The organism is Halobacillus sp. A5, assembly GCF_024189315.1.
Taxonomy (GTDB): Bacteria; Bacillota; Bacilli; order Bacillales; family Halobacillaceae; genus Halobacillus_A.
In genome coordinates, this window is sequence record NZ_JAIZEO010000008.1 from 19,618 (window position 1) to 46,171 (window position 26,554).

At 43.9% G+C, this 26,554-nt stretch carries 34 protein-coding genes and 1 other annotated feature; all 34 genes read left to right on the forward strand.

The window, feature by feature from the left end:
* Positions 1–33: 33 nt before the first annotated feature.
* Positions 34–179, forward strand: a sequence feature (ribosomal protein L10 leader region).
* 48 nt (positions 180–227) lie between these two features.
* Complete coding sequence (gene rplJ, locus LF822_RS21785; protein ID WP_253926200.1) at positions 228–728, forward strand: 50S ribosomal protein L10; 501 nt, start codon at positions 228–230, stop codon at positions 726–728.
* Positions 729–785: 57 nt separating this feature from the next.
* Complete coding sequence (gene rplL / locus LF822_RS21790; protein WP_253926201.1) at positions 786–1,151, forward strand: 50S ribosomal protein L7/L12; 366 nt, start codon at positions 786–788, stop codon at positions 1,149–1,151.
* Positions 1,152–1,228: 77 nt separating this feature from the next.
* The gene (locus LF822_RS21795; RefSeq protein ID WP_253926202.1) at positions 1,229–1,831 is read left to right on the forward strand and encodes a class I SAM-dependent methyltransferase; all 603 of its coding nucleotides are present in this window, start codon (positions 1,229–1,231) and stop codon (positions 1,829–1,831) included.
* Between the two features lie 316 nt (positions 1,832–2,147).
* A complete protein-coding gene (gene rpoB / locus LF822_RS21800) occupies positions 2,148–5,678 on the forward strand; it encodes a DNA-directed RNA polymerase subunit beta (RefSeq protein WP_253926203.1) in 3,531 nt (1,176 codons plus the stop codon).
* Positions 5,679–5,733: 55 nt separating this feature from the next.
* Complete coding sequence (gene rpoC, locus LF822_RS21805; protein ID WP_253926204.1) at positions 5,734–9,342, forward strand: DNA-directed RNA polymerase subunit beta'; 3,609 nt, start codon at positions 5,734–5,736, stop codon at positions 9,340–9,342.
* Positions 9,343–9,488: 146 nt separating this feature from the next.
* Positions 9,489–9,740 carry a 50S ribosomal protein L7ae-like protein gene (locus tag LF822_RS21810; RefSeq protein WP_253926243.1) on the forward strand — a complete coding sequence of 84 codons (252 nt, stop codon included), beginning with the start codon at positions 9,489–9,491 and terminating at the stop codon, positions 9,738–9,740.
* A 92-nt stretch (positions 9,741–9,832) separates the two neighbouring features.
* Positions 9,833–10,246 (forward strand): 30S ribosomal protein S12, encoded by a 414-nt coding sequence (gene rpsL / locus LF822_RS21815; RefSeq protein WP_253926205.1) that lies wholly within the window; start codon positions 9,833–9,835, stop codon positions 10,244–10,246.
* A gap of 41 nt (positions 10,247–10,287) precedes the next feature.
* Entirely contained in the window at positions 10,288–10,758 is a 471-nt protein-coding gene (gene rpsG, locus LF822_RS21820; RefSeq protein WP_253926206.1) for a 30S ribosomal protein S7, read from the forward strand.
* Between the two features lie 42 nt (positions 10,759–10,800).
* Entirely contained in the window at positions 10,801–12,879 is a 2,079-nt protein-coding gene (gene fusA, locus LF822_RS21825) for an elongation factor G (protein WP_253926207.1), read from the forward strand.
* A 125-nt stretch (positions 12,880–13,004) separates the two neighbouring features.
* The gene (gene tuf / locus LF822_RS21830; RefSeq protein WP_253926208.1) at positions 13,005–14,195 is read left to right on the forward strand and encodes an elongation factor Tu; all 1,191 of its coding nucleotides are present in this window, start codon (positions 13,005–13,007) and stop codon (positions 14,193–14,195) included.
* 435 nt (positions 14,196–14,630) lie between these two features.
* Positions 14,631–14,939 (forward strand): 30S ribosomal protein S10, encoded by a 309-nt coding sequence (gene rpsJ / locus LF822_RS21835; RefSeq protein WP_079525128.1) that lies wholly within the window; start codon positions 14,631–14,633, stop codon positions 14,937–14,939.
* A 31-nt stretch (positions 14,940–14,970) separates the two neighbouring features.
* The gene (rplC, locus tag LF822_RS21840) at positions 14,971–15,606 is read left to right on the forward strand and encodes a 50S ribosomal protein L3 (RefSeq protein WP_253926209.1); all 636 of its coding nucleotides are present in this window, start codon (positions 14,971–14,973) and stop codon (positions 15,604–15,606) included.
* 23 nt (positions 15,607–15,629) lie between these two features.
* Positions 15,630–16,253, forward strand: coding sequence for a 50S ribosomal protein L4 (gene rplD / locus LF822_RS21845; RefSeq protein ID WP_253926210.1), 624 nt, complete (start codon positions 15,630–15,632; stop codon positions 16,251–16,253).
* Entirely contained in the window at positions 16,253–16,540 is a 288-nt protein-coding gene (gene rplW, locus LF822_RS21850) for a 50S ribosomal protein L23 (RefSeq protein WP_253926211.1), read from the forward strand. The genes rplD and rplW overlap by 1 nt, the downstream gene beginning before the upstream one ends.
* Positions 16,541–16,574: 34 nt before the next feature.
* Entirely contained in the window at positions 16,575–17,408 is an 834-nt protein-coding gene (gene rplB / locus LF822_RS21855) for a 50S ribosomal protein L2 (protein WP_253926212.1), read from the forward strand.
* A 58-nt stretch (positions 17,409–17,466) separates the two neighbouring features.
* Entirely contained in the window at positions 17,467–17,745 is a 279-nt protein-coding gene (gene rpsS / locus LF822_RS21860; RefSeq protein WP_253926213.1) for a 30S ribosomal protein S19, read from the forward strand.
* A gap of 20 nt (positions 17,746–17,765) precedes the next feature.
* Positions 17,766–18,107 carry a 50S ribosomal protein L22 gene (gene rplV / locus LF822_RS21865; protein ID WP_101847026.1) on the forward strand — a complete coding sequence of 114 codons (342 nt, stop codon included), beginning with the start codon at positions 17,766–17,768 and terminating at the stop codon, positions 18,105–18,107.
* 3 nt (positions 18,108–18,110) lie between these two features.
* Entirely contained in the window at positions 18,111–18,752 is a 642-nt protein-coding gene (rpsC, locus tag LF822_RS21870) for a 30S ribosomal protein S3 (protein WP_253926214.1), read from the forward strand.
* An 18-nt stretch (positions 18,753–18,770) separates the two neighbouring features.
* Positions 18,771–19,205 (forward strand): 50S ribosomal protein L16, encoded by a 435-nt coding sequence (rplP, locus tag LF822_RS21875; RefSeq protein WP_101847022.1) that lies wholly within the window; start codon positions 18,771–18,773, stop codon positions 19,203–19,205.
* Positions 19,195–19,395 (forward strand): 50S ribosomal protein L29, encoded by a 201-nt coding sequence (gene rpmC, locus LF822_RS21880; protein WP_008636054.1) that lies wholly within the window; start codon positions 19,195–19,197, stop codon positions 19,393–19,395. Before rplP ends, rpmC begins: the two co-directional genes overlap by 11 nt.
* Positions 19,396–19,419: 24 nt before the next feature.
* Positions 19,420–19,683 carry a 30S ribosomal protein S17 gene (gene rpsQ, locus LF822_RS21885; RefSeq protein ID WP_253926215.1) on the forward strand — a complete coding sequence of 88 codons (264 nt, stop codon included), beginning with the start codon at positions 19,420–19,422 and terminating at the stop codon, positions 19,681–19,683.
* A gap of 41 nt (positions 19,684–19,724) precedes the next feature.
* The gene (gene rplN / locus LF822_RS21890; RefSeq protein ID WP_188379106.1) at positions 19,725–20,093 is read left to right on the forward strand and encodes a 50S ribosomal protein L14; all 369 of its coding nucleotides are present in this window, start codon (positions 19,725–19,727) and stop codon (positions 20,091–20,093) included.
* Positions 20,094–20,133: 40 nt separating this feature from the next.
* Positions 20,134–20,445 (forward strand): 50S ribosomal protein L24, encoded by a 312-nt coding sequence (gene rplX, locus LF822_RS21895; protein WP_253926216.1) that lies wholly within the window; start codon positions 20,134–20,136, stop codon positions 20,443–20,445.
* A gap of 26 nt (positions 20,446–20,471) precedes the next feature.
* Positions 20,472–21,011, forward strand: a complete 540-nt coding sequence (rplE, locus tag LF822_RS21900; RefSeq protein ID WP_253926217.1) for a 50S ribosomal protein L5 — start codon at positions 20,472–20,474, stop codon at positions 21,009–21,011.
* A gap of 26 nt (positions 21,012–21,037) precedes the next feature.
* Entirely contained in the window at positions 21,038–21,223 is a 186-nt protein-coding gene (locus tag LF822_RS21905) for a type Z 30S ribosomal protein S14 (protein ID WP_253926218.1), read from the forward strand.
* 30 nt (positions 21,224–21,253) lie between these two features.
* Complete coding sequence (gene rpsH / locus LF822_RS21910; RefSeq protein ID WP_253926219.1) at positions 21,254–21,652, forward strand: 30S ribosomal protein S8; 399 nt, start codon at positions 21,254–21,256, stop codon at positions 21,650–21,652.
* A gap of 32 nt (positions 21,653–21,684) precedes the next feature.
* On the forward strand, positions 21,685–22,221 hold the full coding sequence (gene rplF / locus LF822_RS21915; RefSeq protein ID WP_253926220.1) for a 50S ribosomal protein L6: 537 nt from the start codon (positions 21,685–21,687) through the stop codon (positions 22,219–22,221).
* A 36-nt stretch (positions 22,222–22,257) separates the two neighbouring features.
* Positions 22,258–22,620 (forward strand): 50S ribosomal protein L18, encoded by a 363-nt coding sequence (gene rplR, locus LF822_RS21920; RefSeq protein ID WP_253926221.1) that lies wholly within the window; start codon positions 22,258–22,260, stop codon positions 22,618–22,620.
* A gap of 20 nt (positions 22,621–22,640) precedes the next feature.
* The gene (gene rpsE / locus LF822_RS21925) at positions 22,641–23,138 is read left to right on the forward strand and encodes a 30S ribosomal protein S5 (protein WP_188379101.1); all 498 of its coding nucleotides are present in this window, start codon (positions 22,641–22,643) and stop codon (positions 23,136–23,138) included.
* Between the two features lie 18 nt (positions 23,139–23,156).
* On the forward strand, positions 23,157–23,339 hold the full coding sequence (gene rpmD, locus LF822_RS21930; protein WP_253926222.1) for a 50S ribosomal protein L30: 183 nt from the start codon (positions 23,157–23,159) through the stop codon (positions 23,337–23,339).
* 30 nt (positions 23,340–23,369) lie between these two features.
* Positions 23,370–23,810: a 50S ribosomal protein L15 gene (gene rplO, locus LF822_RS21935; RefSeq protein ID WP_253926223.1), complete on the forward strand. Its 441-nt coding sequence runs from the start codon at positions 23,370–23,372 to the stop codon at positions 23,808–23,810.
* Positions 23,810–25,102, forward strand: coding sequence for a preprotein translocase subunit SecY (gene secY / locus LF822_RS21940; RefSeq protein ID WP_253926224.1), 1,293 nt, complete (start codon positions 23,810–23,812; stop codon positions 25,100–25,102). Before rplO ends, secY begins: the two co-directional genes overlap by 1 nt.
* A gap of 41 nt (positions 25,103–25,143) precedes the next feature.
* Positions 25,144–25,797: an adenylate kinase gene (locus LF822_RS21945; protein ID WP_253926225.1), complete on the forward strand. Its 654-nt coding sequence runs from the start codon at positions 25,144–25,146 to the stop codon at positions 25,795–25,797.
* Complete coding sequence (map, locus tag LF822_RS21950; protein ID WP_253926226.1) at positions 25,794–26,540, forward strand: type I methionyl aminopeptidase; 747 nt, start codon at positions 25,794–25,796, stop codon at positions 26,538–26,540. The genes LF822_RS21945 and map overlap by 4 nt, the downstream gene beginning before the upstream one ends.
* The last annotated feature ends 14 nt before the right edge of the window (positions 26,541–26,554 follow it).

Consider the following 26,554-nt stretch of genomic DNA (forward strand, 5'->3'; position numbering starts at 1 on the left):
CGTTTTTGATTCATTATAATTAGAAGCGTTGTATAAATTAAATACGTTATACCGAAGACAGCAGGAGCGGTCCGCCGCTTAAATTCCTGCCGAGGTGTGTGTGAATAAACATTGCAGCACGGTGCTGCTCTGGCATACGTACCTCCATGTCTTCATGGAGGTACTTTTATTTTATGTAAAACACGGGCTCCAATCGGTATGATGCTAAGTCAATAGGAGGTGGAATGATGAGCAAAATTATTGAGCAAAAGCAGCAGGTTGTTTCAGAAATCGCTGAGAAGCTTCGCAATAGTAAATCTGCTGTACTAGTAGACTACCGCGGTCTTAACGTTACTGAAGTTACAGAACTTCGTGCTCAGCTGCGTGAAGCAGGGGTGGATTTCAAAGTGTACAAAAACACTATGACTCGCCGTGCTACTGCGGAAACTGAACTAACTGATCTTGATGAAGTCCTGACTGGACCGACAGCTCTTGCAACTAGTGAAGATGACGCTGTTTCACCAGCGAAAATCTTGAACAACTTTGCGAAAGATCATGACAGTCTTGAACTTAAAGGCGGCGTGATCGAAGGAAAAGTTGCTACTCTTGAGCAAATCAAAGAGCTTGCTACTCTTCCAAACTACGAGGGACTTGTTTCTATGTTCCTAAGCGTGCTTCAAGCACCAGTACGAAACTTCGCATACGCGACAAAAGCAATTGCGGATCAAAAAGAAGAAGAAAGTGCATAAGCTTGCACTTGTTTCCGGTTAATAAAAATATTTTAAAATCTAAGGAGGAAATTTCTCATGTCTAACGAACAAATTATCGAAGCGATTAAAGAAATGTCTGTTCTTGAGCTTAACGACCTAGTTAAAGCAATTGAAGAAGAATTTGGTGTATCTGCTGCAGCTCCAGTTGCTGCCGGCGGTGCTGCTGCAGGTGGCGAAGTTGAAGAAGAGAAAACTGAATTTGATGTAGTACTAGAATCTGCTGGAAGCTCTAAGATTAAAGTAGTTAAAGCAGTTCGTGAAATCACTGGTCTTGGTCTTAAAGACGCTAAAGAGCTTGTTGATAACGCTCCTAAGCCAGTTAAAGAAGGCGCTGCTAAAGAAGAAGCTGAAGAAATCAAGTCTAAGCTTGAAGAGGCTGGCGCTTCTGTAGAACTTAAGTAATTGATAGATTGAAGTAAAGCTCGCTGATTATCGGCGGGCTTTCTTTTTCCTTATCTTTCTATAAGAAGGTGTACTGAATGTCTGAACATTATTATTCAAAATCAACAGAGGCCAAAAGTAATGAGAAGTCCTGGACTTATGCTTTATTAGGGCATTCATTTACTTTTACGACCGATCATGCTGTGTTCTCAAAAGCTGAAGTTGACTTTGGATCAAGAGTGCTGATTGACGCTTTTACTCCACCTCCAATATCCGGAGACGTTCTTGATCTTGGGTGCGGATACGGGCCGATTGGTTTGTCGATCGCGAAAGCTCATACTGATCGAAAAGTATTGATGGTGGACGTCAACGAACGGGCGCTTCATCTTGCTCGTAAGAATGCTGCACAAAATCAAGTGGATAATGTGACGATAAAGGAAAGTGATCGTTTTTCTAATTTAGAAAACGAATCCTTTGCGGCGATTTTAACAAATCCCCCGATCCGTGCGGGGAAACAAGTAGTTCACGCTATGTTCGAAGAATCGTTTGCTGCCCTGGATCCAGAAGGGGAACTGTGGATCGTTATTCAGAAGAAGCAAGGCGCCCCATCTGCAAAAGAGAAGCTTGAAGAGTTGTTTGGGAACGCAGAAATAATAGTTAAGAAGAAAGGCTATTATATTCTGAAATCTAAAAAGGTTTGACTCGGTTTTTTCTGTGTGGTATTATTGAAAAATGCCAATATGACCTTTTTGATGTCAAGTCTTTTTTTCAATCCTTGTATAAAAGGGTTGAAACTGGATAGAATGGTAAATCGTACATGTGAAGTGAAATGAGGTTTTTACTTGAAAACCCTTTTTCTTTTTTGTCTAACGTTAGAGAGAAATGAAGAAACACCATCCGCTGATTTTGCGGATGTTTAAATAGTGCTTGTGGCAAGATCAACCGCAAGCCTGTTCGGCATGTCTTTGCCGAACCCTTTTTTCGTTTTAAAAATGCTTGATTGAAGGGGTGAATCAGTTGACAGGTCAACTAGTTCAATATGGACGACACCGCCAACGCAGAAGTTACGCACGTATTAGTGAGGTACTGGACTTACCTAACCTCATAGAAATTCAAACCGCTTCTTATGAATGGTTCTTAGAAGAAGGTTTGAAAGAGATGTTTAAAGACATCTCGCCCATTGAAGATTTCACAGGAAATCTGTCACTTGAATTCGTAGATTACAGCTTAGGAGAGCCGAAGTATCCGGTTGATGAATCAAAAGACCGGGACGTTACTTATAATGCTCCGCTTCGTGTAAAGGTACGTCTTCTAAATAATGAGACAGGTGAAGTGAAAGAACAAGAAGTGTTTATGGGAGATTTCCCGTTAATGACTGATACCGGCACGTTTATTATTAATGGTGCTGAACGAGTCATCGTATCTCAACTAGTTCGCTCTCCTAGTGTCTATTTTAATAAAAAAATAGATAAGAACGGAAAGCGTGGATATACAGCAACGGTTATTCCAAACCGTGGAGCATGGCTTGAATTCGAGACGGATGCTAAAGATGTAGTTCACGTTCGTATCGATCGTACACGTAAGCTTCCTATTACCGTATTGCTTCGTGCTTTAGGATTCGGAACCGATCAGGAAATTACTGATTTAATCGGTGAGAATGAGTACTTGAAGAATACGCTTGAGAAAGATAACACAGAAAACAGTGAAAAGGCACTGCTTGAAATTTACGAGCGTCTGCGCCCGGGTGAGCCGCCGACAGTAGAAAATGCAAAAAGCCTCCTGGTTTCCCGTTTCTTTGATCCGAAGCGCTATGATTTAGCTCGCGTAGGACGATACAAAATGAACAAGAAGCTTCACATTAAAGAACGTCTCTTTAACCAAACCCTGGCAGAGACACTTATTGATGAAGAAACTGGGGAAGTATTGGCGGAAAAAGGATCTAAAATCGATCGTCGATTGCTGGATCGTTTAATTCCTCATTTCAACGATGAAGAAGAAACGATGAGTGAGCGGGTTCTTGAACCTGTAGATGGTGTGCTGGAGGATCCAATCCGCGTTCAATCTGTGAAAATAGTAGACCCAACTGATCCTGAAGGGGAGCGTTCTATCAATGTGATTGGTAATGCCAACATTGACCGTGATGTGAAACATATTACACCAGCGGATATCCTTTCATCGATCAGCTACTTCTTTAATTTGCTGCATACTGTTGGAGGAACCGATGACATTGACCACTTAGGAAACCGCCGGCTTCGTTCGGTTGGGGAACTTCTTCAGAATCAGTTCCGTATTGGTTTGTCCCGTATGGAGCGTGTGGTACGTGAGCGTATGTCCATTCAGGACACATCTTCTATAACGCCGCAGCAGCTGATTAACATTCGTCCTGTAATTGCATCGATTAAAGAGTTCTTTGGAAGCTCTCAGCTTTCACAGTTTATGGACCAGACGAACCCTCTTGCTGAGTTAACGCATAAACGTCGTCTTTCAGCACTTGGACCTGGTGGTTTAACGCGTGAGCGCGCAGGCTTTGAAGTGCGTGACGTTCACTACTCCCACTATGGTCGTATGTGTCCAATCGAAACACCGGAAGGTCCGAACATTGGTTTGATTAACTCCTTGTCTTCCTATGCGAAGGTAAATGAGTTTGGTTTTATAGAAACACCGTATCGTCGTGTGGATCCTGAGACAAATCAGGTAACTTCTCACTTCGACTACCTTACAGCAGATGAAGAAGACCATTACGTTGTAGCTCAGGCCAACGCTAAGCTGAATGAAGATGGCTCATTTACTGACGAAGAAGTTATTGCTCGTTTCCGCGGGGAAAACACAGTGGTAAGCCGTGAGCGTCTGGATTATATGGACGTTTCACCTAAGCAGGTCGTCTCTGCGGCTACGGCTTGTATTCCTTTCCTTGAGAATGATGACTCCAACCGTTCTCTTATGGGTGCTAACATGCAGCGTCAAGCTGTGCCTCTTCTAAAACCGGATGCACCGCTTGTTGGAACAGGGATGGAATACGTTTCAGGTAAAGATTCTGGAGCTGCTGTCATCTGTCGTCACGAAGGAATTGTAGAAAGAGTAGAAGCAAAAGAAGTTCTTGTCCGCCGCGTTTCAGAAGTAGACGGTAAAGAAGTAGAAGGCGACTTAGATCGTTACCGTCTGCAGAAGTTCATCCGCTCTAACCAGGGAAGCTGTTACAACCAGCGTCCGATTGTATCTAAGGGAGACCGTGTGGTGAAAGGAGAAATCCTCGCCGACGGACCTTCAATGGATATGGGAGAGCTGGCACTTGGCCAGAACCCGCTTGTAGCATTCATGACTTGGGACGGTTATAACTATGAGGATGCCGTCATTATGAGTGAGCGTCTCGTGAAAGATGACGTATATACTTCGATTCATATTGAAGAATATGAATCAGAAGCACGTGACACGAAGCTTGGACCGGAAGAAATCACCCGTGATATTCCAAACGTAGGAGAAGACGCTTTGCGTGATTTAGACGAGCGCGGGATTATCCGTGTTGGGGCTGAAGTAAGCGATGGAGACCTGCTTGTTGGTAAGGTAACACCAAAAGGGGTTACAGAATTATCAGCTGAAGAACGTCTTCTTCATGCGATTTTCGGTGAAAAGGCACGTGAAGTCCGTGATACGTCTCTTCGTGTTCCTCACGGAGCCGGAGGAATTGTTCTGGACGTTAAGATTTTCAACCGTGAAGATGGAGACGAACTGCCGCCAGGAGTAAACCAGCTGATCCGTGCTTATATTGTTCAGAAACGAAAAATCTCTGAAGGGGATAAAATGGCTGGACGTCACGGAAACAAAGGGGTTATCTCGAAGATTCTTCCGGAGGAGGACATGCCATACCTTCCAGATGGAACACCTGTGGATATCATGTTAAACCCACTCGGTGTACCATCTCGTATGAACATTGGGCAGGTGCTGGAATTGCACCTCGGAATGGCGGCCCGTCAGCTTGGCATTCGCGTAGCGACGCCGGTATTTGACGGAGCCCGTGAGGAAGATGTCTGGGAAACGCTTGATGAAGCAGGCATGGCCCGTGATGCTAAAACGATTCTTTACGATGGAAGAACGGGTGAACCGTTTGACAACCGTATTTCAGTGGGTGTCATGTATATGATTAAGCTGTCACACATGGTTGACGATAAACTGCACGCGCGTTCTACTGGACCTTATTCCCTTGTAACGCAGCAGCCTCTTGGAGGTAAAGCTCAGTTTGGTGGTCAGCGTTTTGGTGAGATGGAAGTATGGGCGCTTGAAGCATATGGTGCCGCTTATACACTGCAAGAAATCTTAACGGTTAAATCTGATGACGTTGTAGGCCGTGTGAAAACGTACGAAGCCATTGTCAAAGGAGACAACGTACCAGAACCCGGTGTGCCGGAATCATTTAAGGTTCTAATTAAAGAACTTCAAAGTTTAGGCATGGACGTTAAGATCCTAAACGGAGAAGACGAAGAGATCGAAATGCGTGATATCGAGGAAGACCAAACACAAGAATCTGAAAACATGAATCTTGAAGAACAATAAGACTAGTTGATAAAGCTTAGGGTAGAACCTGGATACTAAAAGGGAGGTAGGCCCCTTGCTAGATGTTAATAAATTTGAGTATATGAAAATAGGTCTGGCTTCACCTGACAAAATTCGCTCCTGGTCTTACGGAGAGGTTAAGAAGCCGGAAACCATTAACTATCGTACGTTAAAGCCAGAGAAAGACGGATTGTTTTGTGAACGCATATTTGGACCTCAGAAAGACTGGGAATGTCACTGTGGTAAATACAAGCGTGTCCGTTACAAAGGTGTAGTCTGTGACCGTTGTGGCGTAGAAGTGACCAAGGCCAAAGTCCGTCGTGAGCGTATGGGGCATTTAGAGTTAGCTGCCCCTGTTTCTCACATTTGGTACTTTAAAGGAATTCCAAGCCGTATGGGTCTTGTTCTTGACATGTCTCCCCGCGCGCTGGAGGAAGTTATTTACTTTGCGGCTTATATCGTAACGGAGCCGGGAGAAACAGCTTTAGATAAGAAACAGCTTTTATCAGAAAAAGAGTACCGCTCTTACCGGGAGAAATTCGGCAAAGGATTTCAGGCTGCAATGGGTGCGGAAGCGATACGTAAGCTTCTTTCCGATATTGACCTTGACGCTGAAGTTGACACGTTGAAGGAAGAGTTGAAGTCTGCTCAAGGACAGCGTCGTACTCGTGCGATCAAACGCCTTGAAGTGCTTGAATCTTTCCGTAATTCAGGAAATGACCCATCATGGATGATCCTTGATGTTCTTCCGGTCATCCCTCCAGAATTACGTCCGATGGTTCAACTGGATGGCGGACGTTTCGCCACCTCAGACTTAAACGACCTTTACCGCCGAGTGATCAACCGTAATAATCGCTTGAAGCGTCTTCTTGACCTTGGAGCCCCGACGATAATCGTGCAGAATGAAAAACGTATGCTTCAAGAAGCTGTCGATGCTTTAATCGATAATGGCCGACGTGGCCGCCCAGTAACTGGACCAGGTAACCGACCGCTTAAGTCTCTTTCTCATATGTTAAAAGGTAAGCAAGGACGTTTCCGTCAAAACTTACTTGGTAAGCGTGTTGACTATTCAGGTCGTTCCGTTATCGTCGTAGGTCCTAACTTGAAAATGTACCAGTGTGGACTGCCAAAAGAAATGGCTCTTGAATTGTTTAAACCATTCGTTATGAAAGAGCTCGTTTCCCGTGGATTAGCGCATAATATTAAGTCAGCCAAACGTAAGATTGAACGCGTTCACCCAGAGGTGTGGGACGTTCTTGAGGATGTAATTAAGGAGCACCCGGTGCTGTTAAACCGTGCCCCTACATTGCACCGCCTTGGAATTCAGGCCTTTGAACCAACATTAGTTGAAGGCCGTGCGATTCGTCTTCACCCGCTCGTCTGTACAGCTTATAACGCTGACTTTGACGGTGACCAAATGGCTGTACACGTTCCATTATCTTCAGAAGCGCAGGCTGAAGCACGAATTCTAATGCTTGCGGCACAAAACATTCTTAACCCTAAGGATGGTAAGCCTGTTGTAACACCGTCTCAGGATATGGTGCTTGGTAACTATTACCTCACTCTTGAGCGCGAGAATGCTGTAGGAGAAGGTACGGTTGTAAAAGATTTAAATGAAGCTATAATGGCTTACCAAAACGGGTATGTACATTTACACACGCGTGTTGCCGTTCAAGCTAATTCATTAAACAACGAAACATTTACTGAAAAACAGAACAACCAACTATTGATTACGACTATTGGTAAGCTGATTTTCAATGAAATGCTTCCGAACTCGTTCCCTTACATGAACGAGCCGACTCAACAGAACCTTGAAATAAAAACTCCTGAACATTATTTTGTCGAGAAAGGTACGAACATTAAAGAGGATATCGCTAAACGCGAACTCGTTCTGCCGTTCAAGAAGGGTATACTGGGAGATATTATTGCTGAAGTGTTTAAACGCTTCTCTATCAGTGAAACATCTAAGATGCTGGACCGTATGAAGGATCTAGGTTTTGCTTACTCTACTAAAGCTGGTATTACAGTTGGTGTATCCGACGTCGTAGTATTACCTGAGAAACAAGAAATTCTCGAAGAAGCTCAAGGTAAAGTAGACAAAGTCCTTAAACAGTTCCGTCGTGGTCTAATCACAGAAGAAGAGCGTTATGACCGAGTGATTGAGATTTGGTCAGCTTGTAAAGATGATATTCAGGACCGCTTGATGAATACGCTGAATCCTAGAAACCCAATCTTTATGATGAGTGACTCAGGAGCGCGTGGTAACGCATCTAACTTCACGCAGCTTGCAGGTATGCGTGGGCTTATGGCTAACCCGGCTGGACGAATCATTGAATTACCGATCAAATCCAGCTTCCGTGAAGGTTTGACCGTTCTGGAATACTTCATCTCAACTCACGGTGCTCGTAAAGGTCTTGCCGATACAGCACTTAAGACAGCTGACTCAGGTTACTTGACTCGTCGACTCGTTGACGTTGCACAGGATGTTATCGTTCGCGATGAGGACTGCGGTACCGACCGTGGACTTCCAGTTAGTGCGATTAAAGAAGGTACTGAAACCATCGAACCGCTGGTCGACCGTCTTGTAGGACGCACAGCCTTCCAAACGGTACAGCACCCTGAAACAGGAGAAGTGCTCGCTACTCGAAACGAAGTGATTTTTGAAGATGCTGCTAAGCTGATCGTGGACGCAGGTATTGAAGAGATCACCATCCGTTCTGCATTTACTTGTAATACGAAGCACGGTGTTTGTAAGAAGTGTTATGGTCGCAACTTGGCTACAGGTGATGAAGTTGAAGTAGGAGAAGCAGTAGGTATTATAGCTGCTCAGTCTATCGGAGAACCTGGTACACAGCTTACAATGCGTACCTTCCACACAGGCGGGGTAGCAGGAGACGATATCACGCAGGGTCTGCCGCGTATTCAAGAAATCGTTGAAGCACGTAACCCTAAAGGTCAGGCTGTTATCACGGAGATTGAAGGTACTGTTCATGAGATCAGCGAAGTGAAAGAAAAACAAGAAATCGTTGTTCAAGGAGCGGTTGAATCTCGTTCTTATACAGCTCCATATGGTTCTCGTCTTAAAGTTTCTGTGGGTGATCAAGTAGAAGCAGGGTCCCCGCTTACTGAAGGTTCCATTGATCCTAAAGAACTGCTTACAGTTCAGGGGCTTGATGGAGTTCAGGAATACCTGTTGAAAGAAGTGCAGAAAGTTTATCGTATGCAAGGTGTTGAGATTTCTGATAAACACGTAGAAGTAATGGTCCGCCAGATGCTTCGTAAAATCCGTGTTCTCGACTCTGGGGATACTGATGTACTTCCAGGTTCATTGCTTGAAATCCACCAGTTTAAAGAAGCAAACCAAAAAGTTCTTATGGAAGGCGGTCAGCCGGCAGTCGGCCGGCCAGTTATTCTCGGGATTACAAAAGCTTCCCTTGAAACGGACAGCTTCCTTTCAGCCGCATCCTTCCAGGAAACGACTCGTGTCCTGACAGATGCAGCCATCAAAGGTAAACGCGATGAATTACTAGGTCTGAAAGAGAACGTAATTATCGGTAAACTCGTTCCAGCCGGAACAGGTATGACGAGATACCGTAAGATTAAAGCCGAGTCCGAACAGCAGGAAGAGCAAAGTAAACCTGCTGAAGAAGTCACTCAATTTTAAAAAAAATCAGTTGAAGTTTAACAGAGGATAAAAAGAGGAAGTATCTTGAGACACTATTTTTAAAATCCAGTTGACATGGGGTTTGAGCTAGTGATAATATAATCAAGGTGCTTCCGTTTATCCATGTTACTTTGGAGGATATGCAGATGTCTTATGAAAAAGTAGCACAGGCTAAATCAGAAATAGTCATTGGGACCAAACAAACACTTAAAGCTATGAAAAATGGTAGAGTGGTTGAAGTCATAACGGCTGACGATGCCGATCAGTCCATGACATTAAAAGTAGCAAAACTAGCTGCACAACTAAACATCCCTCACACGAAAGTGGATTCGATGCGAGAGTTAGGTAATGCGTGCGGCATTGATGTTGGAGCTGCTACAGTGGCGATAAAGCAATAAAGTTTTGGCGGTGATTCGCGAAAGCTTTGTTTTTTGCCTTTTTATGAACCACCTGGATGTGTGGTATTAAAAATCGAAGGGAGGATAACAAAATGCCAACAATTAACCAACTAGTTCGTAAAGGACGAGTAAGCAAAGGTAAAAAGTCTGACTCACCAGCGTTGAACAAAGGCTACAACAGCTACAAGAAGCGTATGACGGATCTGTCTTCTCCTCAAAAGCGTGGAGTTTGCACACGTGTAGGAACGATGACTCCTAAGAAACCGAACTCTGCACTACGTAAGTATGCCCGTGTTCGTTTAACTAACCAGATTGAAGTGAACGCCTACATTCCTGGAATCGGCCACAACCTGCAAGAACACAGTGTTGTTCTTATCCGTGGCGGACGTGTTAAAGACTTACCTGGTGTCCGCTATCACATCGTTCGTGGTGCACTTGATACCGCAAGCGTAGATGGACGTATGCAAGGTCGTTCTAAATACGGTACGAAGAAGCCTAAGAAATAAGCAGTTTTTTATAAATAACTTTAAGGAAAGGAGGGGAACATATGCCACGTAAGGGACCAGTAGCTAAACGTGATGTGTTACCAGATCCAATGTATAACTCTAAGCTAGTTACTCGCTTAATCAACCAAATTATGGTTGACGGACAGCGCGGTAAAGCTCAGAAGATTCTTTATAAATCATTTGAACTTGTTCAGGAGCGTAGCGGAAACGACGCTATGGAAGCTTTTGATCAAGCAATGAAAAATGTAATGCCAGTACTAGAGGTGCGCGCTCGTCGTGTAGGTGGATCCAACTACCAAGTACCAGTTGAGGTTCGCCCGGAGCGCCGCCAGGCACTTGGACTTCGTTTCATTGTGAACTATGCGCGTCTTCGCGGAGAGAAAACAATGGAAGAACGTCTTGCTAACGAAATTCTAGATGCTGCAAACAACACTGGTGCTTCAGTTAAGCGCCGTGAAGATATGCACAAAATGGCGGAAGCAAACAAAGCATTCGCTCACTATCGTTGGTAATCATCAACGAAAAACACTTTCACTCAGGAAGGAGAAAAAATCATGGCTAGAGAGTTCTCCTTGGAAAGGACTCGTAATATCGGTGTCATGGCTCACATTGATGCCGGTAAAACGACTGCCACCGAGCGTATTCTTTTCTACACAGGACGTATCCACAAAATTGGCGAAACTCACGAAGGGGCTTCCCAAATGGACTGGATGGAGCAGGAACAGGAGCGCGGAATCACAATCACTTCCGCTGCCACGACTGCTCAGTGGAAAGACCACCGTATTAACATCATTGATACTCCAGGACACGTAGACTTCACAGTAGAAGTTGAGCGTTCCCTGCGTGTACTTGATGGTTCTGTAGCTGTACTCGATGCTCAGTCTGGTGTTGAACCACAAACTGAAACTGTATGGCGTCAGGCAACAACTTATGGTGTACCACGTATTGTATTTATCAACAAAATGGATAAAATTGGCGCAGATTTCATTTACTCCTTAGGTACCTTAAAAGACCGTCTGGGAGCAAATGCTGCGGCGGTTCAGCTTCCAATTGGTGCAGAAGATGACTTCGAAGGAATCATCGATTTAGTAACTATGGAAGCCTTCTTCTACCTGGATGATCTAGGTACACGCGCAGAAGCTCGTCCGATTCCGGATGAGTATAAAGAACAAGCTGATGAGTATCGTGGATTGCTTGTAGAAGCAGTTGCGGAACTTGATGAAGATCTAATGATGAAGTACCTTGAAGGGGAAGAAATTTCAAACAAAGAGTTAAAAGTTGCTATCCGCGCTGCAACTCTAACAGTGGATTTCTATCCTGTATTCTGTGGTTCTGCTTTCAAAAACAAAGGTGTACAGCTTTTAATTGATGGAGTTATTGATTATCTTCCATCTCCATTAGACGTACCTCCAATTGAAGGTCACGTACCACAAACAGAGGAACCTGTTGTTCGTAAGCCTGACGATAAAGAGCCGTTTTCCGCTTTAGCATTTAAAGTAGCGACCGACCCTTATGTTGGTAAACTTACGTTTTTCCGTGTTTACTCAGGTACACTAAACTCAGGTTCATACGTTAAGAACTCTACAAAAGATAAGCGTGAACGTGTAGGACGTATCCTGCAGATGCACGCAAACTCTCGTGAAGAGATTTCTACCGTATACGCCGGTGACATTGCTGGTGCTGTTGGTCTTAAAGACACTGGAACTGGTGATACTCTATGTGATGAGAAGAGTCTTGTTATTCTTGAATCTATGGAATTCCCTGAACCAGTTATCTCTGTTGCGATCGAGCCTAAATCTAAAGCCGATCAAGACAAAATGTCCATTGCACTCGGCAAACTTGCTGAAGAAGATCCAACATTCCAAACTGAAACTAACGTAGAAACTGGTCAAACTATCATCGCTGGTATGGGTGAGCTTCATCTTGACATCATCGTTGACCGTCTTCGTCGTGAGTTTAAAGTTGAAGCGAACATTGGTGCTCCTCAAGTGGCTTACCGTGAAACCTTCCGTGGAAGTGCGCAGGTGGAAGGTAAGTTCGTTCGTCAGTCCGGTGGTCGTGGACAATTCGGTCACGTATGGGTTGAATTTGAACCTAACGAAGAAGGCGCCGGCTACGAATTCGTAAACAAAATCGTTGGTGGAGTCGTGCCACGTGAATACATTCCTTCTGTAGAACAGGGAATTAAAGAATCCATGGAGAATGGTGTACTTGCCGGCTACCCTATGGTAGACATTAAGGCCACTCTTTATGACGGTTCTTACCACGACGTTGACTCTAACGAAATGGCGTTTAAAGTTGCTGCATCAATGGCACTTAAAGAAGCTAAAAACAAATGTAAACCAGTTCTTCTTGAACCAATGATGAAGGTTGAAGTCGTTATTCCTGAAGAATATATGGGGGATATCATGGGTGACGTAACTTCCCGTCGTGGACGTGTTGAAGGTATGGAAACTCGCGGTACTGCACAAGTGGTTAAAGCATTTGTACCCCTTTCAGAAATGTTCGGTTATGCAACTGCGCTTCGCTCCAACACACAGGGCCGCGGAACGTACACAATGCACTTCGATCACTATGAAGAAGTACCGAAGAGCATTTCTGAAGAAATCATCAAGAAAAATGCTGGTGAGTAATTGATTTTTTTGCAAAGTTAAAGTATAACTTGTATTGTAAGCGTAGGGGTGAACACCCCTCGCGCTTCACATATAAATTGAGTTTAAAAATACACTTTGTTTTTATTTAAAGGAGGAAATATAGAATGGGTAAAGAAAAATTTGACCGTTCCAAAGACCACGTTAACATTGGTACTATCGGCCACGTTGACCACGGTAAAACTACACTAACTGCTGCTATCACTACTGTACTTCACAAGAAATCCGGTTCTGGTTCAGCCATGGCTTATGACATGATTGACGGTGCTCCAGAAGAGCGCGAGCGTGGGATCACTATCTCTACTGCACACGTAGAGTACGAAACTGAAAACCGTCACTATGCACACGTTGACTGCCCAGGTCACGCTGACTATGTTAAAAACATGATCACTGGTGCTGCACAAATGGACGGAGCGATTCTAGTAGTATCTGCTGCTGACGGTCCAATGCCGCAAACTCGTGAGCACATCCTTCTTTCCCGTCAAGTAGGTGTACCTGCGATCGTAGTATTCCTAAACAAAGTTGACATGGTAGACGACGAAGAACTTCTTGAGCTAGTTGAAATGGAAGTTCGCGATCTTCTTTCTGAGTACGACTTCGATGGAGACGATGTACCAGTAATCAGCGGTTCTGCTCTTAAAGCTCTTGAAGGTGACGAAAACTATGAGCAAGCGATTTTCGACCTAATGGCTGCTGTAGATGAGCACATTCCAAACCCTGAGCGTGACGTTGATCAGCCATTCATGATGCCTGTTGAGGACGTATTCTCAATCACTGGTCGTGGTACTGTTGCAACTGGACGTGTTGAGCGTGGAAAAATCAAAGTCGGTGACGAAGTTGAAATCATCGGTCTTGCTCCAGAAGCTAAGAAAACAACAATCACTGGTGTTGAAATGTTCCGTAAGCTTCTTGACTATGCTGAAGCTGGCGATAACATTGGAGCCCTGCTTCGTGGTGTTGACCGCGAACAGATCAACCGTGGACAAGTACTAGCTAAGCCTGGCACTATCACTCCACACACTAAATTCCAAGCAGAAGTATATGTACTATCTAAAGATGAAGGTGGACGTCACACTCCATTCTTCTCTAACTACCGCCCACAGTTCTACTTCCGTACAACTGACGTAACTGGAGTTATTCAACTTCCAGAAGGCGTAGAGATGGTAATGCCTGGTGACAACGTAGAAATGACAGTCGAACTTATTTCTCCAATCGCAATCGAAGATGGAACTAAGTTCTCTATCCGTGAAGGCGGCCGTACTGTAGGCGCTGGCGTTGTTGCTAAAATTACTGAATAATTGAAAACAGCTTAAACAAGCAGCACTCTTTGAGTGACTGCTTGTTTTTTTGGGTTTGGAAAGTTGTCGATACCATAAGTGAGGGACCTGTAAAACTTTTGGATTGATCCTTGGCAGCTCGTAAAAATATAGAAGTAACGGAACTATTTTATCTCTCTTCATATTTAATTTATTATAGATTTAAAAAAATTGTTTAACCTTGTTGAAATTGCCTATAATTCTTAGTATAATATTTTGAGGTGTTCATAGATAAATATTTATGAAAAACTCTTGCATTGGCCACAGTTCTTCTTTATAATGAGTAATGTTGGTCATAAAAGGCGATGAAGCGAAAGGTTGTTGACACACCCGGCCCCTTTGCCATGGCTAGTGTGTCGAGAGAATTTTCGCGGAGAATGTCTATTTCAAAAAATGGGCGAAGAAGGAGGGAAAATAATGGCAAAAGAAAAAATTCGTATTCGTTTAAAGGCGTATGATCACAGGGTTCTTGATCAGTCCGCTGAGAAAATCGTAGATACAGCGAAGCGCTCTGGAGCAAACGTATCTGGTCCAATTCCGCTTCCAACTGAGAAGTCTATCTATACTGTACTTCGTGCAACTCACAAGTATAAAGATGCTCGTGAGCAGTTCGAAATGCGTACACACAAACGTCTAATCGACATTGTTAATCCAACGCCGCAGACGGTTGATTCGCTAATGCGTCTTGATCTTCCATCAGGTGTGGATATCGAAATTAAACTATAAAAATTTGAACTTATATTAGGAGGTGTAACGGATGACGAAAGGAATCTTAGGACGTAAAGTCGGTATGACTCAAATCTTCTCGGAAGATGGCGAGCTTATTCCAGTAACAGTAGTTCAAGCAGAACCAAACGTTGTGCTGCAAATGAAAACTGCTGAAAACGACGGCTATGACGCTCTTCAACTAGGTTTTGCTGATCAGAAGTCTAACCGATTGAAGAAGGCGGACCAAGGTCACGCTGAGAAAGCAAGCACATCACCTAAGCGCTACATTCGTGAATTCCGTAATACAAACCTTGAAGACTATGAACTTGGTCAAGAGGTTAAGGTGGATATTTTCGAAGCTGGAGATGTAATTGATGTAACAGGAACTTCTAAAGGGAAAGGTTTCCAAGGTGCGATCAAGCGTCACAATCAATCCCGCGGGCCAATGAGCCATGGTTCCCGTTTCCACCGTCGTTCTGGCTCTATGGGACAAGGTGCTGACCCGTCTAAAGTCTTCAAAGGTAAAGGCCTTGCAGGACAAATGGGTGGCGAAACAGTAACTCTGCAAAACCTTGAAGTAGTGAAAGTGGACGCTGAGCGTAATTTACTGCTTATTAAAGGTAATGTGCCTGGAGCGAAAAAATCTTACGTTAAAGTTACGAGTGCAGTTAAGGCTAGCAAATAATTATAGGAAGGGAGGATAATGTCATGCCTAAAGTAGCACTATTAAACCAAAGCGGCTCTAAAGTTGGAGATATCGAACTAAATGATGCTGTTTTCGGTGTTGAACCGAACACTCATGTTTTACATGAAGCAGCTGTGGCCCAGCAAGCATCCTTGCGTCAAGGGACACACAAAGTAAAAAACCGTTCTGAAGTACGTGGCGGCGGACGTAAACCATGGCGCCAAAAAGGTACTGGACGTGCGCGTCAAGGTACAATTCGGGCACCACAATGGGTAGGTGGAGGAACTGTATTTGGCCCTACACCGCGCAGCTACAGCTACAAGCTTCCTAGAAAGGTTCGTCGTTTAGCTCTTCAATCTGCTTATTCTTCTAAAGTACAGGAGAACAGCGTGATCGTACTTGAAGATCTATCTCTTGATGCACCTAAGACAAAAGAAGTAGTAAACATTCTTAAAGGGCTTGAAGTAAATGAAAAAGCTCTAATTGTTACAGCAGATAAGAATGAAAATATCGTTCTTTCTTCAAGCAATATCCCTACAGTTAGTGTAACTACTGTAGATCAAGTAAGTGTGTTAGATTTACTAACGCATGACAAGCTTATCCTGACGAAGGAAGCAGCTGAAAAAGCAGGGGAGGTGCTCTCATAATGAAAGAACCACGCGATATTATCAAACGCCCTGTCATTACTGAACATTCTGCTGACCTTATGGGAGAAAAGAAATATACGTTTGAAGTGAGCACGTATGCTAACAAAACCGAAATCAAAAATGCAGTCGAAGAAATTTTCGGTGTTAAAGTAGCTGGTGTAAACACGATGAACCTAAAAGGTAAGTTCAAGCGTATGGGTCGTTACGGCGGTTACCGTTCTGACCGTAAGAAAGCAGTTATTACGTTGACTGAAGACAGCGAAGAACTAGAATTCTTTGAAGTATAAAATATAAAATTTGTAAGTGAAGGAGGGAAAAAAGATGGCGATTAAAAAGTTCCGACCAATTACTAACGGTCGTCGACACATGACAGTATCTGATTTTGCTGAAATCACTACTGACAAACCTGAACGCTCCCTGATTACTCCGCTTCACAAGCGTGGAGGACGTAACAACCAGGGTAAGCTGACAGTTCGTCATCAGGGCGGAGGTCACAAGCGTCAATATCGTATCATCGACTTTAAGCGTGATAAAGATGGAATACCTGGACGCGTTGCTACGGTCGAATACGATCCGAACCGCTCCGCAAACATTGCACTAATTAACTACGTTGATGGTGAGAAGCGTTACATCCTTGCTCCTAAAGGACTTAAGGTAGGTAACGAAATCATCTCAGGTCAAGGATCTGACATTAAAACTGGAAATGCTCTTCAGTTGAAGGATATTCCTGTTGGTACAATTGTACACAACGTTGAGCTTAAGCCGGGACGCGGAGGTCAGCTTGTACGTTCAGCTGGTGCTTCAGCACAAATCCTTGGTCGTGAAGAAAAGTACACGCTGGTACGTCTTACTTCTGGTGAAGTTCGCCTTGTACTAAGTACTTGCCGTGCTACAATTGGGCAGGTTGGTAACTTAGAGCACGAATTAATCAGTGTAGGTAAAGCAGGACGTTCCCGCTGGAAAGGCAAGCGCCCGACTGTTCGTGGTTCTGTTATGAACCCTAGCGATCACCCACACGGTGGTGGTGAAGGACGTGCGCCAATCGGCCGACCTTCTCCAGTATCTCCATGGGGTAAACCAACTCTTGGTTACAAGACTCGTCAGCGCAACAAGCCGTCTGATAAATATATCGTTCGTAGAAGAGGTAAAAAATAAACGGGGTTGAACGACGGGTGATGATTCCCGTCTCTCAATCACGAAGGGAGGTTTATTCATGGGCCGCAGCCTAAAAAAGGGACCTTTTGTAGATGACCATTTAATGAAAAAAGTAGAAAAGTTGAACGAAGACAGCAAGAACCAGGTGATCAAGACATGGTCACGTCGTTCTACGATCTTCCCAAACTTTGTTGGAAACACAATCGCCGTCTATGACGGACGCAAACATGTACCTGTATACGTGACTGAAGATATGGTAGGTCACAAACTTGGTGAATTCGCGCCAACCCGTACGTTCAAAGGGCACTCTGGTGACGATAAGAAAACAAAACGCTAAAGTAGAGAGGAGGCACTCTAATGCAAGCTAAAGCAGTTGCTAAAACCGTTCGTATTGCTCCTCGTAAAGCTCGTCTAGTTATTGATTTAATCCGAGGAAAAAACGTAGGTGACGCGATCGCAACATTGCGCTTAACTCAGCGCGGCGCTTCTCCAGTTATCGAGAAGGTGCTTAAATCTGCGATTGCTAATGCTGAACACAATTATGAAATGGATCCAGACAACTTATACGTTTCCGAAGCGTTTGTAAATGAAGGTGTAACACTTAAAAGGTTCCGTCCACGTGCGATGGGACGTGCAAGCCAAATCAACAAACGTACCAGCCACATCACCGTGGTTGTATCAGAAAAGAAGGAGGGATAATCAGTGGGTCAAAAAGTTAATCCGGTAGGTCTTCGAATCGGCGTTATCCGTGACTGGGAGTCAAAGTGGTACGCTGGCAAAGACTACGCTGACTTATTGCATGAAGACATTAAGATTCGTGAATATACTGAAGAACGTCTTAAAGACGCTGCCGTTTCTACAATCGAAATTGAGCGTGCAGCAAACCGCGTGAACATTACAATTCACACAGGTAAACCAGGTATGGTTATCGGTAAAGGCGGTTCAGAAGTTGAAGCACTTCGTAAATCGCTGAATGAACTAACTGGCAAACGTGTTCACATCAACATCGTTGAGGTGAAGAAGCCTGACTTAAACGCTACTCTTGTAGCTGACAATATTGCACGTCAACTGGAAAACCGTGTGTCTTTCCGTCGTGCACAGAAACAAACAATCCAACGCGCAATGCGTGCAGGTGCTAAAGGTATCCGTACACAAGTATCAGGACGTCTTGGCGGTGCAGATATTGCTCGTGCTGAATATTACAGTGAAGGAACAGTACCACTTCACACACTTCGCGCAGATATCGATTATGGAACTGCAGAAGCTGACACAACTTACGGTAAGCTTGGTGTTAAAGTGTGGATTTATCGTGGAGAAGTCCTTCCAACTAAAAACGAAAAATAAGGAAGGGGGAAAAGCATTATGTTAATGCCTAAACGTGTTAAATATCGTCGTCAACACCGTGCCAGCCTAAAAGGTCGTGCAAAAGGCGGCACATCCGTATCATTCGGAGAATATGGACTACAAGCAATTGATCCAGCATGGATCACTGCTCGTCAAATCGAAGCAGCGCGTATCGCTATGACTCGTTACATGAAGCGTGGCGGTAAAGTATGGATCAAAATCTTCCCTGACAAACCTTATACTGCTAAACCCCTCGAAGTACGTATGGGTTCAGGTAAAGGTGCTCCAGAAGGTTTTGTCGCTGTCGTAAAACCAGGTAAAATTTTGTTCGAAATAGCAGGTGTATCTGAAGAGGTTGCACGCGAAGCGCTGCGTCTTGCTTCTCATAAACTGCCGATTAGAACTAAATTTGTAAAACGTGAAGAAATTGGTGGTGAAATCAATGAAGGCTAATGAAATCCGTGAATTAACCACTGCCGAAATTGAACAAAAAGTGAAGTCTTTGAAAGAAGAACTTTTTAACCTGCGTTTCCAGCTGGCAACAGGTCAACTTGAGAACACTGCGCGTATTCGCGAAGTTCGCAAGTCCATCGCTCGAATGAAAACTGTTGCTCGCGAACGTGAGCTAGGCGTAAATAACTAATAGATGAGAGGAGGTCACCCTCACATGAGTGAACGTAATGATCGTAAAGTTTACACTGGCCGTGTAGTATCTGACAAAATGGATAAAACAATCACTGTTCTAGTTGAAACTTATAAATTCCACAAGCTTTATGGCAAGCGCGTAAAGTATTCTAAAAAATTCAAGACTCATGACGAAAACAACCAGGCTAAAAATGGTGACGTTGTGCGCATCATGGAAACTCGTCCGCTATCAGCAACGAAGCGTTTCCGTTTAGTTGAAGTTGTAGAAGAGTCTGTTATTATCTAATATAGTTCGCTCGGATAGATTCCGAAGGGAGGTTACAGTGTATGATTCAACAGGAAACTCGTTTGAAAGTAGCCGACAACTCTGGTGCGCGTGAAATCCAAACTATTAAAGTATTGGGCGGATCCGGCCGTAAGACTGCTAACATCGGTGATATAATCACTGCTACTGTGAAACAGGCAACACCAGGGGGCGTTGTTAAAAAAGGTGAAGTAGTAAAAGCCGTAATTGTACGTTCTAAGAGCGGAATGCGTCGTAAAGATGGTTCTTACATCCGTTTTGACGAAAATGCAGCCGTAATTGTACGTGATGATAAAGGTCCTCGTGGGACTCGTATCTTTGGACCAGTTGCTCGTGAACTTCGTGATGCTAAATTCATGAAGATTGTATCACTAGCTCCAGAAGTATTATAAATCGTTTAATGACAAGCCTTGTTAAGGAGGTGCGCGAAGCATGCACGTGAAAAAAGGTGACAAAGTAATGGTTATTTCCGGCAAGGACAAAGGTAAGCAAGGAACGATCCTTGAAGCTTATCCTAAGAAAGACCGTGTCCTCGTCGAAGGAATTAACGAAGTGAAGAAACACGCGAAGCCTTCTCAAGATAACCCACAGGGTGGGATTCTTACTCAGGAAGCGTCAATTCACGTCTCAAACGTTATGCCGATTGATCCTAAATCCGGCGAACCAACTCGTGTTGGTTACAAAGTTGAAGACGGCAAGAAAGTTCGTATCGCGAAAAAATCTGGTGAAGCATTAGATAAATAATCCAGTGACGAAAGGAGGGCCACTTGATGAACGAACTTAAGAAAAGATATCAAGAAGAAATTGTGCCATCTATGATGAGCAAGTTTAACTATGACTCTGTTATGCAAGCACCTAAGATTGAAAAGATCGTAATTAACATGGGTGTTGGTGACGCTGTTCAAAACGCGAAAGCACTTGACTCAGCTGTTGAGGAACTATCTCAAATCTCTGGTCAGAAACCAATGATCACGAAAGCTAAAAAATCTATCGCGGGATTCCGTCTGCGTGAAGGTATGCCAATCGGTGCGAAAGTTACATTGCGTGGAGAGCGCATGTTTGAATTTTTCCAAAAACTAATTGCTGTATCTTTACCACGTGTGCGTGACTTCCGCGGGATCTCAAAGAAAGCTTTTGACGGTCGTGGAAACTACACTCTAGGTGTAAAAGAACAGTTGATTTTCCCAGAAATTAATTATGACAAAGTAGATAAAGTGCGTGGCATGGACATCGTTATCGTCACAACTGCTGACACTGACGAAGAATCACGTGAACTATTAGCTCAATTCGGTATGCCGTTTCAGAAATAATGAGCTAACCATAAGGAGGGAAAATTGTGGCTAAAAAATCAATGGTCGCGAAGCAACAGCGCAAACAAAGGTATCAAGTACGCGAATACACTCGCTGTGAACGTTGCGGACGTCCTCATTCCGTACTGCGCAAATTCAAACTTTGCCGTATTTGTTTCCGTGAACTTGCATATAAAGGACAAATCCCTGGCGTCAAAAAAGCCAGCTGGTAAACCCGAGACAGGGAAGGAGGTATATAAGTTATGACTATGACAGATCCAATTGCAGATATGCTTACACGTATTCGTAACGCGAATATGGTACGTCACGAGAAGCTTGAACTGCCAGCTTCCAAAGTGAAAAAAGAGATTGCAGATATCCTTAAGCGTGAAGGTTTTGTACGTGATTATGAATTTGTTGAAGACAGCAAGCAGGGTGTGCTGCGCATCTTCCTAAAATACGGTCAAAACGATGAGCGTGTAATTAGCGGAGTGAAACGTATCAGTAAACCAGGCCTGCGTGTTTACGCTAAAGCTGAAGAGCTTCCAAAGGTTCTTAACGGACTTGGAGTGGCTGTTGTTTCCACTTCTAAAGGTGTACTAACAGACAAAGAAGCTCGCGAACAAGCCATCGGCGGCGAAGTTTTAGCTTACGTTTGGTAATCGAAACTTATAAAGACAGGAGGTGCAGATGAATGTCTCGTGTAGGATTGAAAACATTAGAAATCCCTGAAGGTGTAGAAATCATTCAGGATAATTATACAATCACAGTTAAAGGCCCTAAAGGTGAATTAACTCGTACGTTCCATGAGGATATTACAGTGAAGGTTGAAGATAACGTTCTTTCAGTATCACGTCCAAGTGACAACAAAGAACATCGTGCTCTTCACGGTACTACCCGCAGCCTGATCGGTAACATGGTTGAGGGTGTTTCCAAAGGATACGAGAAAAGCCTTGAAATCATTGGTGTTGGGTATCGTGCTCAGAAGCAGGGAGAAACAGTTGTTATTAACGCTGGATACTCTCACCCTGTAGAAGTAGAGAAACGCGACGGAATTGAAATTGAAGTTCCTTCAAACACCAAAGTTACTGTTAAAGGAATCGACAAAGAACTAGTTGGTGCTGTTGCCGCTAAGATCCGTGCTATCCGTCCTCCAGAGCCATATAAAGGCAAAGGAATTCGTTACGAGAACGAATACGTTCGTAGAAAAGAAGGAAAGACAGCTAAATAAGGTTCTTAGGTAGGAATAGAAAGGAGTGACTTTTAGATGATCACGAAGGCTGATAAGAATGTTGTTCGTAAAAAACGCCATGCGCGTGTGCGCTCAAGCGTTGTAGGAACAGCTGAACGCCCGCGTTTAAACGTTTATCGTTCAAATAAACACATCTATGCACAATTAATCAATGATGAAACGCAAACCACTGTGGCGAGTGCTTCTACTGCTGAAAAAGATTTCGGACTTGATAACACAGGTAATGTGGAAGCAGCTAAAAAAGTCGGTGAATTAGTCGCTAAGCGCGCTAAAGATAACGGCTATGAAGTCGTAGTGTTTGACCGCGGCGGTTACTTGTACCATGGACGTGTGAAAGCATTAGCAGATGCGGCTCGTGAAGCCGGTCTAGTATTTTAATCGTTAAAGGAGGGACATACATGCTAACAAACATTGACCCTAGTAAACTTGATCTTGAAGAACGCGTAGTTACGATTAACCGTGTTGCAAAAGTTGTAAAAGGTGGACGCCGTTTCCGTTTTGCTGCATTGGTTGTCGTAGGTGATAAAAATGGCCACGTTGGATTTGGGACTGGTAAAGCTCAAGAGGTACCAGATGCTATTAAAAAGGCTATTGATGATGCGAAGAAGAATCTTATTTCAGTACCAATTAAAGATACAACGATTCCTCACGAAATTACAGGACAGTTCGGTGCAGGCAGCATTCTTATGAAGCCGGCTGCAGAAGGTACCGGAGTTATCGCAGGTGGTCCTGTACGTGCCGTACTTGAACTTGCAGGTGTTCAAGACATTCTTTCTAAGTCTCTTGGTTCAAACACACCTATTAACATGGTGCGCGCGACACTAACTGGGCTTGGAGAGCTTAAGCGTGCAGAAGACGTTGCCCGCCTTCGTGGGAAGTCCGTAGAAGAACTGTAGGATAAGGAGGGAAATGAAATGGCTAAAAAGTTAGAAGTTACCCTCACGCGCAGTGTGATTGGCAGACCACAGGATCAGCGTTCTACTGTAAAAGCGCTAGGTCTTAACAAAATTCGTCAAACTGTCGTAGTTGAAGATAACCCAGCTATCCGAGGTATGACTAACAAGGTTGCACACCTTGTTTCCGTTAAAGAAGTATAAGAACAGAATCAACTATAAGGAGGTGCTCGCATGAAACTGCATGAACTTAAACCAGTATCAGGTACGAACAAGAAGCGCAACCGTGTTGGACGTGGAATGGCTTCTGGTAATGGTAAGACTTCAGGCCGCGGCCACAAAGGGCAGGGACAACGATCTGGAAGCAAAACCCGTCCAGGTTTCGAAGGTGGTCAAATGCCACTATTCCAACGTTTGCCTAAACGTGGTTTTACAAACATTCACCGTAAAGAATTTGCTATTGTAAACCTTGATGCTCTTAACCGTTTTGAAGAGGGCACAGAAGTTACACCTGAACTTCTTCTTGAAACTGGCGTAGTAAGCAAGGAGAAAGCAGGTATTAAAGTACTTGCTAAAGGTTCAATTGAGAAGAAGCTTACAGTGAAAGCTCATAAGTTCTCTGCTTCAGCTAAAGAAGCTATTGAAGCAGCGGGCGGTCAAACTGAGGTGATTTAATGTTCCGGACAATCTCCAATTTTATGCGCGTGGGTGATATTCGACGGAAAATTATCTTCACATTATTGATGCTCGTTGTATTTCGCCTGGGAACTTTCATCCCTGTGCCTTTTTCAGATCGAGATGCCATTAACTTCATGGATGAACAGAATGCCTTTGGTTTCTTGAACACATTTGGGGGCGGTGCATTGCAGAATTTCTCCATATTCGCTATGGGGATTATGCCATACATCACGGCCTCCATCATTATGCAATTGCTGCAGATGGATGTAGTACCTAAGTTTGCGGAATGGAAAAAGCAAGGTGAAGTCGGCCGTCGAAAATTAGCTCAGTTTACCCGCTATGGAACGATTGTTCTAGCCTTTATTCAAGCAATTGGGATGTCAATTGGTTTCAACGCACTGGCTGGAGGACAGCTTATCGCTGAACCTGGTCCAATGAAATTCGCTGTCATCGCACTTGTCTTAACTGGAGGAACGGCGTTCTTAATGTGGCTTGGTGAGCAGATTACGTCTCACGGTGTTGGAAATGGTATTTCCATCTTAATCTTTGCCGGTATCGCAGCGGCGATACCGACTGGAGCAAATCAGCTGTATGACCAGTATATATCTGGTGCAGGTGAGGAGTTATTTATTAATATAGTGATTCTTGCAATTCTTGCATTAGTCATTGTTGCGGTTGTTGTTGGAGTTATCTTTATTCAGCAAGCGCTTCGTAAGATTCCTATCCAGTATGCTAAGAAGCTTGTGAATCGTTCTCCCGTAGGTGGTCATTCGACTCACCTTCCGATCAAGGTGAATGCAGCAGGGGTTATTCCAGTAATCTTTGCCATCTCCTTTATCATTGCGCCGAGTACGGTAGCTGGCTTCTTTGAAGGTAATGAAGTAGCCTCTGTAATTCAATATATTTTTGATTATCAGAATTGGCCTGGAATGATTATCTATGTTGCGTTAATTATTTCCTTCACATATTTCTACACTTTTGTTCAGGTAAATCCTGAGCAGATGGCAGAGAATTTGAAGAAGCAAGGCGGTTATATCCCTGGTATACGCCCTGGTGCTAATACAGAGACGTATTTAACTAGAGTGATGTACCGGTTAACATTCGTAGGGTCCATCTTCCTGGCAGCTGTTTCCATTCTTCCTATTATACTTGGAGCAGTAGCTGATCTGCCGCCAAGCGTACAAGTAGGAGGAACTGGACTGCTCATCGTTGTAGGGGTTGCCCTGGAAATGATGAAACAGTTAGAAAGCCAGCTGGTTAAGCGCCATTATAAAGGCTTTATTAAATAGATGTGAAAGAAAGCTAATGAAATGAGAGCGGAGGGAACACGTTGAACTTAATTCTGATGGGTCTTCCTGGTGCCGGCAAGGGTACTCAGGCAGAAAAGATAGTCGAGAAATATAACATCCCTCATATCTCTACTGGAGATATGTTCCGTTTAGCTATTAAAGAAGGAACTGCACTTGGTAAAGAAGCTAAATCTTTTATGGATAAAGGTGAACTGGTTCCTGACGAAGTAACAATTGGAATTGTACGTGAACGTTTAAGCAAAGATGATTGTCAAAATGGCTTTCTGCTTGATGGCTTTCCGCGTACGATTGCTCAAGCAGATGCGCTTGAAAATCTTTTAGAAGATATGAACGAGTCAGTCGATTACGTTCTTCATATTGATGTTCCAAAAGACCAACTCATCGAACGCCTAACCGGACGAAGAGTTTGCCCGACTTGTGGAGCGACTTATCATGTCATATTTAACCGTCCTAAAGAGGAAGGTAAATGTGATCATGATGGTGCAGAGCTTATTCAACGTGAAGACGATCAGCCTGAAACCGTTAAGAAGCGTCTTGAAGTAAACGTAGAGCAGTCTCAACCGCTGCTTGATTTCTACCAGGAAAAAGGTTATTTAGTCACTTTCGATGGAGATCGAGATATTAATCTCGTTTTTCAGGATATTGACCAAAAGCTCGGAGGCCTGTCAAAATGATTATCTGCAAAACGCCGCGGGAGTTAGAAATCATGCGCGAAGCCGGCCGTATCGTCGCCTTAACGCACCGTGAAATGAAGAAAAACATCCAGCCCGGTGTAACGACCGGTGAATTAGATCGGATAGCTGATCAATTCATACGCAGCATGGATGCAATCCCTTCTTTTAAAGGTTATAATGGATTCCGTGGCAGTATTTGCGCATCGGTCAATGAAGAGCTCGTTCACGGCATCCCGGGAGACCGGGTGCTAAACGAGGGAGATATCATTAGTATCGATATTGGGGCAAAATATCAGGGCTACCATGGTGATTCGGCTTGGACTTATGCAGTCGGCACTGTTGATGAGGACACTTCGGAATTGCTGAGAGTAACAGAAATATCATTGTGGAAGGGACTCGATGAAGCTAAGCCAGGTGTGCGCCTTTCAAATATATCTCATGCCATTCAAAGCTATGCAGAAGCTGAAGGTTTTTCAATCGTTCGCGAATACGTTGGGCATGGAGTTGGGCAGGATTTACATGAGGACCCTCAAATCCCTCATTACGGTCCTCCGGACAAAGGCCCGCGATTAAAGCCTGGAATGGTATTGGCTGTAGAACCAATGATTAACGCAGGGTCCCGATATGTGAAGACACTGTCAGATCATTGGACGGTAGTGACACAAGATGGTAAAATGTGTGCGCACTTTGAACACACCATTGCGATTACGGAAGAAGGTTACGAAGTATTAACTACAACCTAAGTGAAGGTGATCGT

Excerpts from the sequence above, each read along its gene's own strand:
- rplJ (WP_253926200.1), top strand. The coding sequence starts at position 228 with ATGAGCAAAATTATTGAGCAAAAGCAGCAGGTTGTTTCAGAAATCGCT.
- rplL (WP_253926201.1), top strand. The coding sequence starts at position 786 with ATGTCTAACGAACAAATTATCGAAGCGATTAAAGAAATGTCTGTTCTT.
- LF822_RS21795 (WP_253926202.1), top strand. The coding sequence starts at position 1,229 with ATGTCTGAACATTATTATTCAAAATCAACAGAGGCCAAAAGTAATGAG.
- LF822_RS21810 (WP_253926243.1), top strand. The coding sequence starts at position 9,489 with ATGTCTTATGAAAAAGTAGCACAGGCTAAATCAGAAATAGTCATTGGG.
- rpsL (WP_253926205.1), top strand. The coding sequence starts at position 9,833 with ATGCCAACAATTAACCAACTAGTTCGTAAAGGACGAGTAAGCAAAGGT.
- rpsG (WP_253926206.1), top strand. The coding sequence starts at position 10,288 with ATGCCACGTAAGGGACCAGTAGCTAAACGTGATGTGTTACCAGATCCA.
- fusA (WP_253926207.1), top strand. The coding sequence starts at position 10,801 with ATGGCTAGAGAGTTCTCCTTGGAAAGGACTCGTAATATCGGTGTCATG.
- tuf (WP_253926208.1), top strand. The coding sequence starts at position 13,005 with ATGGGTAAAGAAAAATTTGACCGTTCCAAAGACCACGTTAACATTGGT.
- rpsJ (WP_079525128.1), top strand. The coding sequence starts at position 14,631 with ATGGCAAAAGAAAAAATTCGTATTCGTTTAAAGGCGTATGATCACAGG.
- rplC (WP_253926209.1), top strand. The coding sequence starts at position 14,971 with ATGACGAAAGGAATCTTAGGACGTAAAGTCGGTATGACTCAAATCTTC.
- rplD (WP_253926210.1), top strand. The coding sequence starts at position 15,630 with ATGCCTAAAGTAGCACTATTAAACCAAAGCGGCTCTAAAGTTGGAGAT.
- rplW (WP_253926211.1), top strand. The coding sequence starts at position 16,253 with ATGAAAGAACCACGCGATATTATCAAACGCCCTGTCATTACTGAACAT.
- rplB (WP_253926212.1), top strand. The coding sequence starts at position 16,575 with ATGGCGATTAAAAAGTTCCGACCAATTACTAACGGTCGTCGACACATG.
- rpsS (WP_253926213.1), top strand. The coding sequence starts at position 17,467 with ATGGGCCGCAGCCTAAAAAAGGGACCTTTTGTAGATGACCATTTAATG.
- rplV (WP_101847026.1), top strand. The coding sequence starts at position 17,766 with ATGCAAGCTAAAGCAGTTGCTAAAACCGTTCGTATTGCTCCTCGTAAA.
- rplP (WP_101847022.1), top strand. The coding sequence starts at position 18,771 with ATGTTAATGCCTAAACGTGTTAAATATCGTCGTCAACACCGTGCCAGC.
- rpmC (WP_008636054.1), top strand. The coding sequence starts at position 19,195 with ATGAAGGCTAATGAAATCCGTGAATTAACCACTGCCGAAATTGAACAA.
- rpsQ (WP_253926215.1), top strand. The coding sequence starts at position 19,420 with ATGAGTGAACGTAATGATCGTAAAGTTTACACTGGCCGTGTAGTATCT.
- rplN (WP_188379106.1), top strand. The coding sequence starts at position 19,725 with ATGATTCAACAGGAAACTCGTTTGAAAGTAGCCGACAACTCTGGTGCG.
- rplX (WP_253926216.1), top strand. The coding sequence starts at position 20,134 with ATGCACGTGAAAAAAGGTGACAAAGTAATGGTTATTTCCGGCAAGGAC.
- rplE (WP_253926217.1), top strand. The coding sequence starts at position 20,472 with ATGAACGAACTTAAGAAAAGATATCAAGAAGAAATTGTGCCATCTATG.
- rpsH (WP_253926219.1), top strand. The coding sequence starts at position 21,254 with ATGACTATGACAGATCCAATTGCAGATATGCTTACACGTATTCGTAAC.
- rplF (WP_253926220.1), top strand. The coding sequence starts at position 21,685 with ATGTCTCGTGTAGGATTGAAAACATTAGAAATCCCTGAAGGTGTAGAA.
- rplR (WP_253926221.1), top strand. The coding sequence starts at position 22,258 with ATGATCACGAAGGCTGATAAGAATGTTGTTCGTAAAAAACGCCATGCG.
- rpsE (WP_188379101.1), top strand. The coding sequence starts at position 22,641 with ATGCTAACAAACATTGACCCTAGTAAACTTGATCTTGAAGAACGCGTA.
- rpmD (WP_253926222.1), top strand. The coding sequence starts at position 23,157 with ATGGCTAAAAAGTTAGAAGTTACCCTCACGCGCAGTGTGATTGGCAGA.
- rplO (WP_253926223.1), top strand. The coding sequence starts at position 23,370 with ATGAAACTGCATGAACTTAAACCAGTATCAGGTACGAACAAGAAGCGC.
- secY (WP_253926224.1), top strand. The coding sequence starts at position 23,810 with ATGTTCCGGACAATCTCCAATTTTATGCGCGTGGGTGATATTCGACGG.
- map (WP_253926226.1), top strand. The coding sequence starts at position 25,794 with ATGATTATCTGCAAAACGCCGCGGGAGTTAGAAATCATGCGCGAAGCC.